The sequence below is a fragment of the Flavobacterium potami genome (assembly GCF_020026915.1).
In the GTDB taxonomy this organism is placed as follows: domain Bacteria; phylum Bacteroidota; class Bacteroidia; order Flavobacteriales; family Flavobacteriaceae; genus Flavobacterium; species Flavobacterium potami.
Genome location: NZ_JAINUY010000002.1, coordinates 763,890 through 781,099, shown reverse-complemented (window position 1 = coordinate 781,099; position 17,210 = coordinate 763,890). Strand labels below are relative to the sequence as shown.

Here is a 17,210-nt window from a genome sequence, read left to right as displayed (position 1 = left end):
TTTTTTAGACTTCGGTACTGATTGTGAAGTTATTAGAAATTTCTTGTTATTTTAACATTTCAAACAAATGAATGTATTTTCATACATAAAAGTCTGTTTTTTATTTATCGAGGCAAACAAAATTTCTTTTACGACCAATAAAACTTTAATTATCAGCTAATTTTAGGAAGCATACAAATCGCTAAAAAGAGAAAAATCATGAAAAAGAAACAAACATTCCCCGAACAAAAACAAAATCTTCCCGGCAATGAACACATGATGAATCCTGAGCCTGAAATTATAAGAGAAAATTATGTTGGAAGCGGAAAATTACTTGGAAAAACGGCTTTTATAACCGGCGGAGACAGCGGAATTGGCAGAAGTGTTGCTGTTCATTTTGCGAGAGAAGGTGCCAATATTGCCATTGTATATCTAAAAGAAGATAAAGACGCCCTTGAAACAAAGGCTTTAATCGAAAAAGAAGGTCAGCAATGTTTGCTGATAAGCGGTGATTTAAAAGATGAAAAGTTTTGTAAATCGGCAGTAAAAAAATGCCATACAACTTTCAAGAATATCAATATTGTCGTAAATAATGCGGCTGTGCAATTTCCGCAAAACGAATTGGAAAAAATAACGGCTACACAGCTTCATAAAACTTTTGAAACCAATATTTATCCGTATTTCTATATTACAAAAGCTGCTCTTCCTTATTTGGAAAAAGGTGATACTATTATCAATACCACTTCTGTTACCGCTTTCCGCGGAAGCGAACATCTAGCCGATTATGCAAGTACAAAAGGTGCAATTGTAAGTTTTACAAGATCGCTTTCTACCATGTTGGCCAAAAGACAAATTCGTGTAAATGGTATTGCACCAGGACCTATATGGACACCATTGATTGTGGCTAGTTTCGACAAATTGTCTGATTTTGGAAAAGACAATCCAATGGAGCGAGCCGGACAACCGTCTGAAGTGGCGCCTGCTTATGTGTTTTTGGCTTGCGAGGACAGCAGTTACATTACCGGGCAATTTATTCATATAAATGGTGGGGAACTTGTTGGGTAGTTTTTTTTTAAAGGTGCTGAGTTTTTTTCTTTGCGGCTTATCTTTGTATTTTTTAACCGCAAAGCTCGCTAAGGTTTTCGCAAAGTTCGCTAAGATTTTTTGAGTTTGATTAGCAAAGCTATGAGGTCGCAAAGCTTTCTTTTTATTTTATAAATCTAGTTTGTAATTCCGATTTCGATCATAAAACCATAAGTATAACGCTTTAAAAATAAAACTTTGCGCTTTTGCGTCTTTGCGAGATTATTCTAATCTAACTTAATAAAATTTTTCTTCGTGTTTTTTAACCGCAAAGAGCGCAAAGGTTTACGCAAAGTTCGCTAAGATTTTTTGAGTTTGATTAACAAAGTTATAAGATCGCAAAGCTTTGTCATTCCTCGGAATAATAAAACATTTCAATGACAACTTACAAAGAAAAAACTTTGCGACTCTCCGACTTTGCGAGATTACTAAAACCAACTTAACAAAAATCTAAAAAAATGAATTATATCGACATCATAGGTCTTACCGCAGGAACTTGTATCACTTTATCTACTATTCCGCAGATACTTAAAGTTTGGAAAACTAAGAAAGTAAAAGAGATTTCACTAAAAATGTTTGCTACACTTACCTTTGGAATTGTTATGTGGATTGTCTATGGAATTCTAAAAAACGATTTTCCAATTATAATTACCAATAGCATTTCTCTGGTTTTAAATCTTATTATGGTTTATTTTATTATTTACTATGAAAAGGAATAGCTTAAAAAGAAAAAAACAGCTTGACCAAAGCTGTTTTTTTGTGAAGAATATGATATGGCTTACTAGCTAGCTAATTTTTGGTTGTATGGTTTTAAGGCCAGATTTCTTGATTGTAAGTTTCTTTTCAAGAAGTAAACCGGTGCGGCAATTGCCATTAAATTGATATGAGAGCGTCTTTTTATTTCTCCCAATTGCTTCGCAGCAAAATTCAATACAGGTTGAAATGGCGTTAAATAATTATAACGATGCTGGGCAATTTCTAGTTCTAAAATTTCTCTCAGAATAGTTCGCATTAATAAATAACGAACGGTTCCTTGCTGCGGAATTGTTTTTAGTTCCTGAAATTTATTTCCAATCTTTTGATTTTCAGATCCAACATAAATATAGTTGCCCGAATTGTGGATAAATATGTTTTTTACTTGATGAGCAAAATCTGAATTTGAATTGGCAGTATTTGTTGGCAATCCTATTAATGAAAATTGGATGCGTTTATGGCTTTCAAAATACAAAACACTATTAATTGAAGAAGAATTACTCATGATCCCGGATTGTTGTTTCTTCAAACCTTTAACTTCGCCATTTGGCCCAAAACTATGAAGTAAATTTCCTTGTTCGCAATACACAAAAAACACTGGCGCCAAAGGATTCGATTCGATACTTAGACTAACATCATGATTAAATGTGAAATCAAAACTCAAATAAGTCATTTCTTTCTCAAAACGAATTCCAGAAATACTTCCATTGGCCCATTTTGATTTAAATTTTAATTTGTATTCGTTAGCAGTAATCAATAAATCACCGCCAAAACTCTCTTTAAAGTTGTTGAAAACAGCATCAAAGCTTCCAGTATTTATGTAAAGTTTCTTCATTATTTTGCTTTGGTTTTTTAATAAACGTCTAGTAATTATTTCATATAAAAACTAACCCTGGTTTTATCTTCATTTCTATAACTCAAATTTCGTTTATATTGCTGCTCAACTATTTATACAATTTCGGAGAGAACTTTCATAATTTTTATTTTGAGGGACAAAGGGACAGAGTGACAAAGGGACAAAGTTTTCTTTGGCATAAGATAATTGTTGTCATTTACACTTCTTTATTTTCTCTTTTGTCGTTCTATCCCTTTGTCTCTTTGTCTCTTTGTTTCTTTGTTTCTTTGTTTCTTTGTTTCTTTGCCCTATATACCTTTGCCCCTCTGTCCCTCTGTCCCTCTGTCCCTAAAAAAAAAGCAGCTGCTCCAAATAAATTTGAAACAACTGCTCATCAGCAAAATAAAAATATCAATCTATTTTTATTCCTTTTATGTCAATTCGCCTATGTCTGAGTTTTTAGAATAATTTGCTTTCGGAATGTCTTTAAAAAACTCGGCTTCTTCTAAATCTGCCGTAGGTCCGTATCCTAATAAATGAGTTCCTTTTCCACCATCTTTTGTTTCAATTATATATAATATCGACATATCATCTGGATCGCTCATGCCTTCATAACGATGATGGGCTACAATAAATATATCTTCCGGTTTGTAATTTGCTTTTGTATCAGAATTGATCAAATAATGACCGTCAAAAACATAATTTACGGTGTATCCTTCTTCTTGATATCTCTTTATATAGTCGGTTTCGTGTTTTGAATCTTCTCTTTTCATGGCTGATGTTTTTAATCTTTTATTCAAATTTCCGTATTGAAAAGAGATAAAATTAACTCAAACGATTTTAATCTTAGCTCATTCAAAAATCACTTTTGAAGGAATATTTATTTTTTATTAATTTTATTAAAGTGAATTTTCAAGTTATAATTACTACATTTAATAACATTGAAAATCTGCTCGTTTTTAAGACAATAAATTTAATTTTAATGAATAATAACAATTATGATTTTCTGGCAAATGGAGGTGAAATGGGTAAACTTATCCGTGCTAAAGATTGGAGTAAAACAGCAGTTGGCAATCCGGAATTGTGGCCGCAAAGTCTTCGAACCACTTTAGGAATTCTCTTAAATTCAAAATTCCCAATGTTTTTATTTTGGGGACCAGATCATATTTGTTTTTATAATGACGCCTATCGTCCAAGTCTTGGAAATGATGGCAAACATCCTGATATTCTAGGTAAAAAAGGTGCAGATTACTGGCCTGAAATCTGGGATTTCATCAAACCTCTAATTGATCAGGTTTTAGAAAAAGGAGACGCTACCTGGTACGAAGATAAATTATTACCAATATATAGAAACGGTCAAATGGAAGACGTTTATTGGACCTTTAGTTATAGTCCAGTAAATGATGAAAACGGAAAAACAGCAGGAGTTTTAGTAATTTGTAATGAAACTACAAAACAGGTTACCATTCGTAAAAATCTGGAAGAAAGTGAAAAACGTTTTAGAAATACAGTTAAACAATTACCTCTCGGAATCTGTATTTTAAAAGGCAAAGAGTTGATTGTCGAAATGGCAAACATTACTTACCTCCATATTATAGACAGAACGGAAAGTAATATCTTAAATAAACCTATTTTTGATGTGGTTCCAGAAACAAAGGAAACCGCTTATCCTATTCTAAAAAATGTCTTCGAAACCGGCGAACCTTACTACGCTGACGAGTTTGCGGTAACCTTAAACAGATACAACAAACAAGAATTAGCTTATTTTAATCTCGTTTTTTATCCCTTAAAAGAAGAAAATGAGAACATTACAGGTGTAATTGTGGTAGCTTATGAAGTTACAGCAGAAGTAAAAGCCAGACATCTTCTCTCTGAAAGTGAAAAAGCATTTAGAAATATTGTGATGGAATCTCCTATTGCAATGGCTATTTTTAGAGGAAAAGAGTATATTATTGAAATGGCCAATACCACTTTATTGAATGATATTTGGCAAAAAGAAGAGAAAGATTGTATTGGGAAACCTTTGTTGGAAGTTTTTCCGGAACTTAAAAATCAAAAATATCCTGAATTATTGAATGAAGTGCTCACCAATGGCAAAACAATTCGGGAATATGAATCTGTTGCCTATGTGGACATTAAAGGAAAACTAAAAAAATTCTATCTGGATTACGAATACACAACGCTTTACGAAAAAAACGGAAAAGCGTCTGGAATTATGGTTACCGTAAATGATGTAACTTCGAAGGTTAAAGCTCGCAAAAAAGTAGAAACCGCTGAGGAAAGAGCAAGATTAGCAGCTGAAATTGGCGAAATTGCAACTTGGGACCTAAATCTTCTAACGAGAAAATTAATTTACAGTGATAACATTTTAGAAATTTTTGGTTTTGATAAAAACAGAAAAATTATTCATCAGGACATTCGCGATCGAATTCTTCCTGAAGATGAACATATCGTGGTTGATGCTTTAGAAAAAGCTTTCAAAACCAGTATTTACAAATACGAAGCCCGAATTCTGAAAATGGATAACTCTATTGGCTGGATTAAAGTACACGGAAAAGTCTTTTTTGACGACCATAACAATCCGGTAAAAATGCTCGGAACGGTTATGGATTCAACTATTGAAAAAGATATTCAACAGGTATTAATGAAAAGTGAAAAAAAGTTCAGAGTTCTCGCCGATTCTATGCCACAGCTAATCTGGACCAGCGATACTTTAGGAAATTTGAATTATTTTAATGAAACTTTTTATACCTATTCGGGCGTTTCTAAAGAAGAAATTACGAAGAACGGCTGGCTTCAAATTATACATCCGGATGACCGCGAAGAAAACGTAAAACTTTGGATGGAATCTGTAAAATCAGGACATGATTTTCTTTTTATTCATCGTTTTAAACGTTATGATGGAGAATATCGCTGGCAACTGAGTCGTGCGATTGCACAACTTGACGAATTTGGAAAAATCCAAATGTGGGTTGGAACCAGTACCGATATTGAAGAGCAAAAGAATTTTACCAATCGCCTTGAAGAACAAATTCTAGAACGTACTACACAACTGGAACTTAAAAACAGAGATTTGGTCAATATGAATATTGAACTGCAGTCTTTTGCCTATATTTCAAGTCATGATCTTCAAGAACCGCTTAGAAAAATTCAGACTTTTGCAAGCAGATTAGCCGATTTGGATGAACAGAATATTTCGGCAATTGCCAAAACGTATTTAGCAAGAATTGAGATTTCTGCCAAAAGGATGCAGAATTTGATTCAGGATTTATTGACCTATTCCAGAGCGAATTCTGCTGACCGTGTTTTTACAAATGTTAAAATAGACGAAATTGCAGAAGAAGTTATAAGTGATTTTTCGGATCGAATTGAAGAGAAAAATGCCGTTATTGAATACAATCATTTGGGAGAAGCAACACTTATACAATTTCAATTCAGACAATTGCTTCATAATTTGGTAGAAAATGCATTGAAGTTTTCTAAACCGGGCATTCCGCCACACGTAAAAATTTCAGTAGAACAAATAGACGGAAAATCAATTCCAAATGCTGAATTTAAAGACAAAACTTATCTTCATCTCCAGGTTTCCGACAACGGAATTGGTTTTGAAATGGCATATAAAGAAAAAATCTTCGAAGTTTTTCAGCGTCTAAATACTGAAAGCGAATACCGAGGAACAGGAATTGGACTAGCCATTGTAAAGAAAATTGTAGAAAACCATAAAGGTTCCATCATTGTTTCTAGCGAAAAGGGAGAAGGTTCAACCTTCAATATTTATATTCCTGATTTATCTTAAATATTGGTATTTAAAACAAAATTAGATTTGGTTGTAATAAATTTTCCCCAATCAATTTGAATCGCGTGTTCTATAGATTTTATAATATCGCTCATTAAAACTGGTTTTGTAATAAAACCATTTGCACCCAGAGTTCTGCATTTTTCAATAATTCCCGGTTCGCTTGAAGTTGAATAAATAACAACCGGAATGTCTTTTTTATAATCCGAATTTCTCAATTCTTCTAAAACGTCAAATCCGTTTTTTCCCGGCATGTTCAAATCTAAAAAAACCACATAAGGTGTTGAAGGCGGATTAAATATAGCGTTCAGCAACTTTTGCCCTTCAGAATATGTTTGAAGAATGATGTTTTGAGATATCGAATCTACTGCATCTGTAAAGATCGTAATATCGTCTTCATCATCGTCGGTATAAAATATAGTGTAGTCTGTCATGGCATTTATAGGGAAATATGAAATCCAAAGATAGACTATTTTTTTCCAACAATCGTTAATTACTCCAATTCTTACATAAATATTAAGAATTGAAATCTAATAATTTCTATGTTGAATTATATAAGCTAAAAAAGCTTTAAAAGCCGCAACTTTACTATAATCAAATAATTAGAAATACAATATAAACTTTTAAAAATATAGCGTTATGGGCGATCATAAAGACCTTACAGATGAATTTGCAGTAGAGAAAATAAAAGATCTTGCTGAAAATATTAAAACATGTATGTTTTGTACATACAATGAATACAGACTTCAATCGAGACCAATGTCCGTTCAGGAAATTGATGATAAAGGACAACTTTGGTTTTTATCGGATCGAAACAGCAGTCAGAATGCAGAAATCACATTAAATCCGATGGTAGAAATTTTCTTTTCTGAGCCTCACGATAAATTCCTGACTTTGCACGGAACTGCAACTATTGAACATGACAAAGAAACTATCGAAAGATTATGGAATCCTGCTGTAAAAATCTGGATGCCAGGAGGCGTAGATGACCCGAATCTGAGTGTCATAAAAGTAGTTCCTGAAGATGGTTACTATTGGAACAATAAAAACGGAAAAATGGTTGCCATCGCAAAAATGACAGCTGCATTGGTTACCGGAAAAACAATGGATGACGGAATTGAAGGAAGCTTGAAATTATAGATTACTTTAATTTAACCGCAAAGAGCGCAAGGCAAAACGCTAAGTTCACAAGAAATTTTCTTTGTGTACTTTACGAAAGACTTTGCGCTCTTTGCGGTTAATTAATTTTATACATTCATTCTTTTCAGCTCCAAAGCATTCAAAATTCCTGCTTCGCTGGCTGTATTATTGAAATAAATAAAACCTGTAGTTTTTTCTATTGCTTCATTTACCTGCTGCAATTCTTCTGTAGAGTAACTGGAAAAAAACATTTTTGGAACTCCGTGAAAACGAATATAAATCAACGGAAAATCTTTGAAAATCGTCTGCGGCAATTTCGGGTGACTTACACTGCAAAAAGTGATTTTATTGTCTTTAAAAGCACTCCAAACCTCATCATTCCACCATGTTTCATGTCGAAATTCAATTACATTTTTAAAATCATAATTCAAAAGTCCAATAATGTTTTCTAGTCTTTTTTTACTAAAATCATAACTTGGAGGAAATTGGAACAAGACAGCTCCTAATTTTTCTTTCATTCCGTATTTACACACTTCGTAAAAATCTTCTAAAAGCCCTTCACATTCTTTTAGTTTCTTGATGTGCGTGATTTCTTTCGGCACTTTTACCGAAAACAAAAAAGTGTCAGGCGTTTTATCATACCAGTTATTAAATATTCTAACCGTTGGAAATTTGTAGAAACTTCCATTAAATTCGTAAGTATTAAAATGTTGGCAATAAAAATCAAACCATTTTTTTGAAGGGAGATTTAAAGGATAAAAAATATTCTTCCAAAAGCGGTTATAGTAGCTGGAGCATCCTATTAATACTTGATTTTTCATTTGTATAATTGTTGGCAGTTAGTACAGAAAAAACTATTTCGTTTGCTTACTCCGGTTTTTCTGCATTGAATGGGCAGATTACATCTTTGACATATTTTTTTGGTGTAGATTTTCCAATTTTGTTTGAGTTCAGATTTCTTTTTCCAATACAAAAATTCGAAACTGTAAATAGAACATTCTGCAATTATCTGGCTTATTTCATCTTGAGGAATTTTTCCAATAATAGATTCCGGATGAATATAACATCGGTACAAAACTTCATTTTTTATGATATTCCCTACTCCTGCAAAAATTTCTTGATCCAAAACTGCGTCACAAATCATGGTATCCGACATTTTTTCCAGCTTATTTTGAGCTTTTTTCGGATTCCAATTTTCATTCATAACGTCCGAACTCCAATCGTAATATGAATTGAGATCTCCGTTTAAGATTTTGACTGAGCAGGTATAAAAATTGAGTTCGCCATCTTCAAAAACCAAACTTAATCTTGGTTTGGCTGTTTTCCGCTCGTTGATTTTGTACGTCCCAAACATCAGCAATTGAATTTTAATCGTAAAAGAATCAAAACAGATCAAAAAGTGTTTGCCCCAGGTTTTAAAAGCCTTGATAGTTTTATCTGTTAGACGAGAAAAATCAATAGTACTGGTGCCGGATGCAGAAATAACTTTCTGTCCGTTAAACTGTTTTACTTCTTCTTTTAAAATTAATATCGATGGACCTTCGGGCATACATTCTATTTAAGTAAAAAGTGCAGCTCGAAAACTGCACTTTAATTTATTTTCAATTATTCCTCAATTTCTGCCGCTTCTAGGTTGACGGCATTTACGGCAACTTCTGTCAAAATTTTATCGGCACCTTTTTCTTCATCAAGTGTTTGTTCCAACAAAGTAGCTGCTTCGGGTAAACCAAGAGTTTCTGCAAATTGTCTTAAAGTTCCGTAAGTTGCAATTTCGTAATGCTCGATTTTCTGACTTGCGGCAATAATTGCGGCATCGCGTACTACTCCAATTTCGGTTTCTTCCAGCATTCCTTTTGCTTCTTCAATCAAACCTTCCATGGCATCGCATTTTTTGGCTGCAGGTTTTTGTCCCATAATTTTAAACACCTGCTCTAAACGAGTAATTTGTTCTTCGGTTTCGGTTAAATGATTGTCAATTGCATCTTTTAACTCAACAGAAGAAGCATTTTTAACCATCGTTGGCAATGCTTTTGTTAGGGCTTTCTCTGCCCAATAAATATCTTTTAATCCATCTTCAAACAATTCAGTCAATCCTGAAGCTGCATTTGATTTTGGTTTTGTAACTCCTCTAGGGGTTGTTTCTTTTTTAGCGGTTGATTTTGCAGATGTTGCTTTACTATCTGTAGTTTTCATGGTAATAATTTTTACGATTAATAAGATTGTAAAATTAACACCTGTTACATCGGATGGGTTATATGATTCAACATATAAATTGTATTCTAAGCATCTGTTAATTATACAATTAGACCGTACAATTCTATAATAAAACCTTACAAATCTGGAAGTAGCTTTGTAAGATAGAAATCATAAAAACAAAACGTCATGAATACTACAGATAAAAAAAACAGTTTGAATAGAGAGATGCAAACTCATTTCTCTAATGATAGAAATTTGAGTAAGGATCTGAAAGATGACACTCGAGAACCAGATAATGACAATGCTCAAATTGCAGAAAGAGGATATACGGTGAGAAATGGATATAATCCGAACCGACCAAATCCAGATCAAGAAGATTACATGTCCGATGATGATTTGGACGATTTAAATGATGACTTTCATACCGACAGAGATTTGGAAGACAACAATGATGATATTTATGAGGTAGAACTCGAAGGCGACGATTACGAAGATGAAGTCGACGAATTAGACAATCCTTCTGCTGCAGGAGAAGATGATTACGATTTTAACGAAACGGAAGATGTTTTAGAAGATTTGGACGAAGACGAAGATGAAGATGAAGATGATGAAGACGACGAATATATTGAAGAAGATATAGACGATCATGAAAATGATTATATCGAAGATGACGTTCAGGAAGACAATGATGACGAAGAATATCCTGAAAATGATCCACGCCGATTATAAAAACATACGCAACAAAAAATAAAAAACCGCCCCGCTTTTTAACGGGACGGTTTTTTTGAGTTTAAAATTCAACTACTTAATCTCCAATAATTTTCAATACTGGGATATCGTCCATTTTTTCTAAACGCTCAGCCAATCCGGCTTTTGCTTCTTTAAGCTCTTGTTCGGCTTTAATCAATTCTTCATGCCATTTTTCTTTTTCTGTTGTAGAATGTTCCAATTTTCGAAGAATTTCATAAATCTCCCCTTCTGCTTCCATTACTTTCAAACGTTTGTAATAGGTCAAACTTTCTGTCATATGTGCCAATGCAATCATCGCAGTCAAAAACGGATGATTGTTGGTTACATTTACGTCTTTTATTTTTCCGTGTTCTAATTCTACTTTCAATGCAAAAGCAAATTCCTCCATATTAAAGGCTTCATGTTTGCTTTTTGGATCTAAATAGGCTTTTATAGCATGTACATTGTTCATTGTAGAAAGATCAACATCGGTATGTTTTTTATCATTCAAATCCTTAAAAACAACGTTTGCAATAGCTCGCGCCTCTGCATCTGTCGGGTCATTTTCTGGATTATCGAAATCGCGTATCGACCAATCCCAATTTTTGGGATGAACCGGTTTTATATATTTTTCACAAAAATCTGTTACATCATTTTTCAAACTTACCATTGCATCGTCTCTTTTGACGTAAACATCCTGATACGCACCACTTTTTGTTCCCATAACTATTATTTTTAGATTGAAACCAGAAACGACACACTCTCAGAATGTGTCGTTTTGTTGCTTTTATTTACTGATATTTTTATTAAACTCTTGTTCTTCCGCTGATTAGTGAAATAACAAATAAGACTAAAAATATAAAGAATAAAATTTTTGCTATACTAGCGGCTCCAGCGGCAATTCCACCAAAACCAAATATTCCCGCCACTATGGCTAGAATAATAAATGTGACTGTCCAACGTAACATAATAATAGTTTTTTAGTTAATTAATAATGATTCCTGATCTTGTTTGTATGTTTTTTTCAAAGCTTTTTAAGAGATACTTTAACTCTTTTATGAACAAGGTGATTCTAAATTGATTTCGTAATTCTGAATCAGTTCAGAAAAAGCGATTTCTGATTTTGTAAAATACTTTTTAGTACTTCGACTTTTCTTTGCTCTATCAAAATATTTCTGAATAGAACCATCTTCATAAGTCGAAATCAAAAGCGGATGTACGTAATAATCTTTGCACACTTTTCTGGTATTTCCAAGTGCTTCGGCTGTCAAATCAAAAGCGGTGATAATATTGTGTTTGATTTCTTTTTCGTCTGCAACAACTCCCATTTCCATTAAACTTTCAAAGAAAATTATCGACGCTGCCCACGTTCTAAAATCTTTTGCGCTAAAATATTCACCAGAAATATGATGCAGATATTCGTTTACATCATGACTTACTAAAACCTTTTTTTCTCCGTTTTTATCGTAATATTTAAACACTTCATATCCTGGAATTTCCTCGCAGCGACTCACCAATTTTACCAACTGCTTGTTTCGGGTTGTAATAGTATGCTGTTTTCCTTTTTTACCAATAAATTCAAATCGAAGCGAATTTTTATTGATGTCGATATGTCGTTTTCTCAGCGTTGAAAGTCCGTACGATTTATTGTCTTTAGCGTATTTCTCATTTCCAATTCTGATATGCGTCTCCTCCATCAATCGAATGACTAAAGCCGTTACCTTGTCTTTCGACCATTCTTTCTTTTCCAAATCAAGATCAACTTGTTTTCTGATTGATGGAAGTTTCGCACCAAATTCCGCTATTTTGTAAAACTTAGTCTGATTTCGAATCAGATTCCATTTCGGATGATAACGGTATTGTTTTCTGTTTTTTACATCTGTTCCGACTGCTTGTAAATGACCGTTTGTAACATCTGTTATTCGGACATTCTCCCAAGCTGGAGGCAATACCAAACTATTAATGCGTTTAATTTCATGTTTGCTTTTTACATTTTTTCCGTTTTTTTTGTAAACGAAATTTTCTCCTTCACGGCATCTTACAATCGTCAATTGATTATCATTGATGTATTCCAGATCCAGTTTTTCGATTACTAAATGTGGCGCTTTTATCAATTGATCCATTAAAACTTCTTTTCTTGCAGCATTCATGATATTTAAATTTTTATCACACTAATATTTCATTTTAAATTTTAATTATTTCTCAAAGAGTCAATTAGACTTTTTTTATTCATATAAGATCTTCCTTTTATGCCGACTTTACTAGCTTGTTTTTGAAGTTCTTCTTTTGTCCATTCTTCATAAGGTTTGGCTTCTCCGCCTTTCTTACCCGCATTTGGTGTATTGGCAATACGTGCCGATTTTTCTTTGCTGTATCCTTTTTTCACCAACGCTTCATATTGCTCTTCATTTTTGATTCTTGGATTGGGCATGATTTCAATTTTTAAGGTTAACATTCCCGACATTTAATTATGTCGATATCTGTTATGTCAAAATTCATCAATAACTAAGAATTTTCCGTTATAGAATTTTGGTTTGAAATTTCAAATTTGTAGGATGGGAATTATGAAAGAGGAAATGTAAAGTGGTAATTGATAATTGATAATTGATAATTGATAATTGTTAATTGTTAATTGTTAATTGTTGATGGTTGATGGTTGGTGGTTGGTGGTTGGTGGTGAACAAAAAAATCCCAACTCTAGGAGTTGGGATTTATATTTAATCGTTCTAATATCATTTTCTTTTCAGATTCATCAATTCTTTTTTCAAAATGTTTTTGAATCCAATTTTTGGCTTCTGGATAATTAGATTTATTCCAATATAAAAACGCTAACAAATATTCAAATGAAATTATCCTTGTTCCGATCTCGGTTGGTGGATTCTTAGTCATTGCGATTAAAGTATCTATATTTTGTTCTATCGTTTCATTGGCATTGAACCACTTTTGTAGTTTCGGCAAATTAGTGCTGAGCACTTTGTCTAAACTAGCATTAAATTTATCTCCATTTATAGTACTAATTCTGTCAGGATTAATTAAACTATCTCTGTCTAAACTTTTCTGCCAGCCTTCAAATCTATTAAAAAATAAATTTTTTGTCGATTTATCCGTTTTATGATTAATCCATTTTCCGTTAGAAATTGTCGGAACAAAATCAAAACAATTCCCATAAGAAAATGAGCCTCCAAAACCTTTAAAAACATGATATTCAATTACATGTTTAACTCCATATTCATTAAAATCGCTAAACCAAATATACTTTCCGTTCCAATTCTTCAGTCCTATTTCAGCAAATTTTGGTGTTGCTTTTTCTGCAAAAACTTCTAATCTTTCTGCTAATAAAACCTCTTTGTGATTTCCTAAATCATCATAAATTTCTTTAATGATTTTACGTTGTTCAAAATATCTTATAATGCTTTTTAATAAACTCATTGTTTAAATCATTTATAATGTTCGTAAAACTGATTTTGAAATAATTCTTTTGGATCGTACTTTTTCTTCTGTCTGAAAAATTCGTCAGCTTGTGGATAAACTTTTCTCATTTTATTTTTATGGATATGAAGGCGATAAGGAAGATAAAATGTTCCGTTATTTTTGATTGCTGCATCAACTAATTGATTGGTTAAAATCTTCATTTCATTTTCTTCTTTTTCTGTTTTCTTTTGATTGAAAAGAAAGACAAAACCAAAAACATTCTCCCTAGCGTAATTCATAAAAGCATCTTCATCTTTATTTACGGCACGGATTGTAATATTCAATAAATCAAGTTTAGATTGAAGCAAAATCGGTTTTATATCTTTTAAATATGAATTGAAATCTTTCTCCGGAATAAAATATTCCTGAAGCAAATCGGTAGAATTCGGATCTTTATTTTCAATTAAAGAAACATGGTCGTTCAGTAATTCATTGCGCGAAAAAATATTATGATGCGTGACTTTATTCATTCCGTATTCCAAGTCCCAACGAAGTCTTTTGCCGTATTCACTTCTAACAGAACTTCTAAAGACCAAACGTTTTACTTCCTCATTTTTTTCATTTTGTTTTTTTATGGGAAGTGGTTTTTCGTCTACCTCTTCAAAAAAGTTGATTGTTGCCTCTTCCAAAAACTCTTGATTTGCAATCTTTAACCTTCCAAAAACCAAATTAACTTTCGGATTATCTGAAATAAGTTTTTTATAATATTGAACGTATTTCTCCGGACTCAAACGAAAGTATTTGTATTTTAAAGCTTTGTTGTCTACAACTTTCAATTTTACATCTAAGATAATTCCGAAAAGCCCGTAACCTCCCAAAACAAGTTTAAACAATTCTGGGTTCTCGGTTCGGCTGCAATTTAGAATTTCGCCTTTATCATTCATTAAAGTAAAAGAGAGTACGGAAGATGCAATTGGTGGAGAATTTTTCTGCCATCCATGTCCGTTAACACTTATAGAACCTCCAACAGAAAACGAACTAAAAGCCTGCATCACACTGATAGATTTTCCGTAAAGGTCTAAATATGCAATTGCATCCTGCCATAAAGCACCGGAACCAATGGTAAGTATATTATTTTTTTGATCCAGTTCCATATGCTTATACGGAAGCATATTTACTACAATTCCACCAGGGTAAATCGTATGTCCGCCCATACTATGCTGTGCACCAGCGATAGAAATTTTTAAATTATTTTCCTGAGCATATTTTAAAATTTCCTGAAGTTGTTTCTCAATAGCGGTTTTATCTTTAGGAACTGCTATTATCGTATCTACTTTAGTCAAATTAAGCTGACTTGCATCGTTGGTATAACCTTTTGGAATTTCTGAGGTAGTTTCTTTTTCATTCCATTTTGTTTTTAAAACATGGAAAACAGGAATTGCCATTAAAAAGAGAATGATAAAAATTGAAATCATCCAAATGTGCTTTCTTTTCATAATTATACCCTTTTATTTATCCTGTTTACAATATCCTTTGAACTTAATTGTCTTTAAAGCTTTCACAAATTGATTTTGTGTTTTCTCTTTTAAATTACGTCCGTAGAAGGACATTCCAACCTTGCTAAAATCTTTAGCGTTTCCGCTCAAACTATCAATATAAATACCTGTAGAGCCAAATTCAATATTGGTTGGTGTTATTACTTTGGCTTTAAAACAATCTAGAGAATAAAAAACAGTTTTATATTCGGAATACTTCCCAAAATCAATATCTCCAGACAAGGAATCAACGATTAAATGCTTCGTTTTTTTGAGAAGTTTTTTCTGTTTTGAACTTAAGTCTGCATAACTTTTTTTATCAAAAACCAAAGACAAACTATTTTTAGTTATATCTGGAGAATAGCGACCGATATCAAAAATTAACGAATCTTTTTCTGGTGTAATTATTCCGCCGACATAACTATCTATTCCTTTGAATTCTAATTCATTCCATTGTTGAGGAACAGTTATTTCAAAATCTCCAAAATCAATGGTTTTAAACTCTGATTTAGGTTTACAGGAAGCTATTAAAATAGAAAGTAATATAGCAAACAGTAAATTTTTCATTTAAATAGTTTTTTTTACAATGAAATAATTAATCACACTTTGTATTCTTATAATCTTGTGTTTTTTCGTCAAACTCCATACAAGTCTTTTTAATTAAAACCATTTTATTATTGACTACTTTATATTCGGCTCTTTCAATATTTCTGCCTGCACAACATTGATTGTGCTCGTAGATTCTTTTGGTTGAACCATCAAATTCTAAAGAAGTGCCGCTAAAACTGCTTTCAAAATATTTGCCTGTTTTCGGATTGTATAGAAAATAAATTCTAGATGTATTAGGTCCGGCATAACTGGATTCGAAAACAGAAAAATCTTCAAATCCATCAAAATTATAATCTCCGATAGCAACATTATCCAGTCCCCAAAGCTGACATTGCACATTGATTTTCTGAATTAATTTATCGGTTTTCTTTTCAATAATTTTTACGGCTGAAACTCCAGAATAAAAATTGCCTTTTTCTTTAGAAATAACCAATTTAAAGTATTTGTCTTTAAATGAAACAGGCTGCAAAATTTCTCTTTCTGTCCATTCTACATCATTTCCATAATTGATATCAAACTCTTTTGTTAAAGATATTTTGAGTTCTTTTCCTGAATTTAAATCTTTCCAAACTCCATTTAGTTGCTCCTTTTTTTCATCGTAATTATCAAAAGTGAGTTTTGCTGTTTCTTTGTCATTTTTATCTTTTTCAGTAAAAACCAGCGTTTTTCCTTTGAGTTTTGCATTTAAAACAATTGGAGTATCATAATTAGAATAAGCATAAATTGCTGAGCCAACACCATCAGAATAAACATAAGAGACAAATTCGATAGGATATTTGTCAATAAAACCTTTATAACTTATTTGAGCTGATAGGAAGGTTGTCGCTAAAAGAAATAGGATTGTAATTTTTTGTTTCATAAATGAGCTTTTACGAATTGCAAATATTAAATTTAATTGTTTTTAAGAATTTTTAAATGATCCATCATCATTAATAAATTGAAATACATATTCGCTATCCAAAATCTTACCTCCTATTCTAATAAATGTTCCGAACTGACCTCGCCAATCTTCAGTATTATTTTTTTGAGGACTATCCCAACAAATTACTCCAATTAGATTAGAATCATCTGATTTCTCTCTTATAACTACTCCAAATTCATTATCTAAAGAAACTTTCATTCCATAAACAAAATCATTTTCCAT

The 17,210-nt window shown here is 32.4% G+C and carries 20 protein-coding genes; 5 read left to right on the top strand and 15 right to left on the bottom strand.

Translation table 11 applies throughout. The features are described from left to right. Positions 1-198 precede the first annotated feature (198 nt). Both K6T82_RS09275 and K6T82_RS09270 read left to right on the top strand, forming a co-directional pair. Positions 199-1,044: an SDR family oxidoreductase gene (locus K6T82_RS09275; protein WP_223705646.1), complete on the top strand. Its 846-nt coding sequence runs from the start codon at positions 199-201 to the stop codon at positions 1,042-1,044. A 476-nt stretch (positions 1,045-1,520) separates the two neighbouring features. Continuing rightward, on the top strand, positions 1,521-1,781 hold the full coding sequence (locus K6T82_RS09270; protein WP_223705645.1) for a SemiSWEET family sugar transporter: 261 nt from the start codon (positions 1,521-1,523) through the stop codon (positions 1,779-1,781). Positions 1,782-1,843: 62 nt separating this feature from the next. On the opposite strand, the gene K6T82_RS09265 is transcribed toward K6T82_RS09270, so the two are convergent. Then, positions 1,844-2,650 (bottom strand): hypothetical protein, encoded by an 807-nt coding sequence (locus K6T82_RS09265; RefSeq protein WP_223705644.1) that lies wholly within the window; start codon positions 2,648-2,650, stop codon positions 1,844-1,846. 431 nt (positions 2,651-3,081) lie between these two features. Further along, positions 3,082-3,423, bottom strand: coding sequence for a hypothetical protein (locus K6T82_RS09260; protein ID WP_223705643.1), 342 nt, complete (start codon positions 3,421-3,423; stop codon positions 3,082-3,084). A 209-nt stretch (positions 3,424-3,632) separates the two neighbouring features. Here K6T82_RS09260 and K6T82_RS09255 point away from each other — a divergent pair, with 209 nt between their 5' ends. Then, positions 3,633-6,446 carry a PAS domain-containing protein gene (locus tag K6T82_RS09255; RefSeq protein ID WP_223705642.1) on the top strand — a complete coding sequence of 938 codons (2,814 nt, stop codon included), beginning with the start codon at positions 3,633-3,635 and terminating at the stop codon, positions 6,444-6,446. Here the strand turns inward: K6T82_RS09255 and K6T82_RS09250 are convergent. Then, positions 6,443-6,880: a response regulator gene (locus K6T82_RS09250; protein ID WP_223705641.1), complete on the bottom strand. Its 438-nt coding sequence runs from the start codon at positions 6,878-6,880 to the stop codon at positions 6,443-6,445. The two genes, K6T82_RS09255 and K6T82_RS09250, sit on opposite strands and share 4 nt — an antisense overlap. A 205-nt stretch (positions 6,881-7,085) precedes the next feature. On the opposite strand from K6T82_RS09250, the gene K6T82_RS09245 reads away from it, so the two are divergent. Beyond that, positions 7,086-7,586, top strand: coding sequence for a pyridoxamine 5'-phosphate oxidase family protein (locus tag K6T82_RS09245; protein ID WP_223705640.1), 501 nt, complete (start codon positions 7,086-7,088; stop codon positions 7,584-7,586). 107 nt (positions 7,587-7,693) lie between these two features. On the opposite strand, the gene K6T82_RS09240 is transcribed toward K6T82_RS09245, so the two are convergent. The 3 genes from K6T82_RS09240 to K6T82_RS09230 are packed head-to-tail and all read right to left on the bottom strand — an operon-like array spanning position 7,694 to position 9,779. Continuing rightward, positions 7,694-8,407, bottom strand: coding sequence for a DUF72 domain-containing protein (locus K6T82_RS09240; RefSeq protein WP_223705639.1), 714 nt, complete (start codon positions 8,405-8,407; stop codon positions 7,694-7,696). Next, a complete protein-coding gene (locus K6T82_RS09235; RefSeq protein WP_223705638.1) occupies positions 8,404-9,135 on the bottom strand; it encodes an endonuclease in 732 nt (243 codons plus the stop codon). The genes K6T82_RS09240 and K6T82_RS09235 overlap by 4 nt, the downstream gene beginning before the upstream one ends. A gap of 56 nt (positions 9,136-9,191) precedes the next feature. Beyond that, entirely contained in the window at positions 9,192-9,779 is a 588-nt protein-coding gene (locus K6T82_RS09230; RefSeq protein ID WP_223705637.1) for a YciE/YciF ferroxidase family protein, read from the bottom strand. A 189-nt stretch (positions 9,780-9,968) separates the two neighbouring features. On the opposite strand from K6T82_RS09230, the gene K6T82_RS09225 reads away from it, so the two are divergent. Continuing rightward, positions 9,969-10,511, top strand: a complete 543-nt coding sequence (locus K6T82_RS09225) for a hypothetical protein (RefSeq protein WP_223705636.1) — start codon at positions 9,969-9,971, stop codon at positions 10,509-10,511. Between the two features lie 76 nt (positions 10,512-10,587). Here the strand turns inward: K6T82_RS09225 and K6T82_RS09220 are convergent, their stop codons facing one another. The 9 genes from K6T82_RS09220 to K6T82_RS09180 form a co-directional block, all read right to left on the bottom strand. Continuing rightward, positions 10,588-11,235 carry a DUF5661 family protein gene (locus tag K6T82_RS09220; protein WP_223705635.1) on the bottom strand — a complete coding sequence of 216 codons (648 nt, stop codon included), beginning with the start codon at positions 11,233-11,235 and terminating at the stop codon, positions 10,588-10,590. 82 nt (positions 11,236-11,317) lie between these two features. Then, positions 11,318-11,479, bottom strand: a complete 162-nt coding sequence (locus K6T82_RS09215; RefSeq protein WP_082586828.1) for a DUF1328 domain-containing protein — start codon at positions 11,477-11,479, stop codon at positions 11,318-11,320. 87 nt (positions 11,480-11,566) lie between these two features. Beyond that, positions 11,567-12,661 (bottom strand): DNA topoisomerase IB, encoded by a 1,095-nt coding sequence (locus K6T82_RS09210; protein ID WP_223705634.1) that lies wholly within the window; start codon positions 12,659-12,661, stop codon positions 11,567-11,569. A gap of 41 nt (positions 12,662-12,702) precedes the next feature. Then, positions 12,703-12,942, bottom strand: a complete 240-nt coding sequence (locus tag K6T82_RS09205; protein ID WP_223705698.1) for a DUF7218 family protein — start codon at positions 12,940-12,942, stop codon at positions 12,703-12,705. A gap of 266 nt (positions 12,943-13,208) precedes the next feature. After that, positions 13,209-13,940: a hypothetical protein gene (locus tag K6T82_RS09200; protein ID WP_223705633.1), complete on the bottom strand. Its 732-nt coding sequence runs from the start codon at positions 13,938-13,940 to the stop codon at positions 13,209-13,211. Positions 13,941-13,948: 8 nt separating this feature from the next. Continuing rightward, positions 13,949-15,418 carry an FAD-binding oxidoreductase gene (locus K6T82_RS09195; RefSeq protein ID WP_223705632.1) on the bottom strand — a complete coding sequence of 490 codons (1,470 nt, stop codon included), beginning with the start codon at positions 15,416-15,418 and terminating at the stop codon, positions 13,949-13,951. Between the two features lie 12 nt (positions 15,419-15,430). Then, a complete protein-coding gene (locus tag K6T82_RS09190; RefSeq protein ID WP_223705631.1) occupies positions 15,431-16,024 on the bottom strand; it encodes a hypothetical protein in 594 nt (197 codons plus the stop codon). Between the two features lie 28 nt (positions 16,025-16,052). After that, positions 16,053-16,925: an XAC2610-related protein gene (locus tag K6T82_RS09185; RefSeq protein ID WP_223705630.1), complete on the bottom strand. Its 873-nt coding sequence runs from the start codon at positions 16,923-16,925 to the stop codon at positions 16,053-16,055. Positions 16,926-16,967: 42 nt separating this feature from the next. Then, positions 16,968-17,210, bottom strand: coding sequence for a hypothetical protein (locus K6T82_RS09180; RefSeq protein ID WP_223705629.1), 243 nt, complete (start codon positions 17,208-17,210; stop codon positions 16,968-16,970).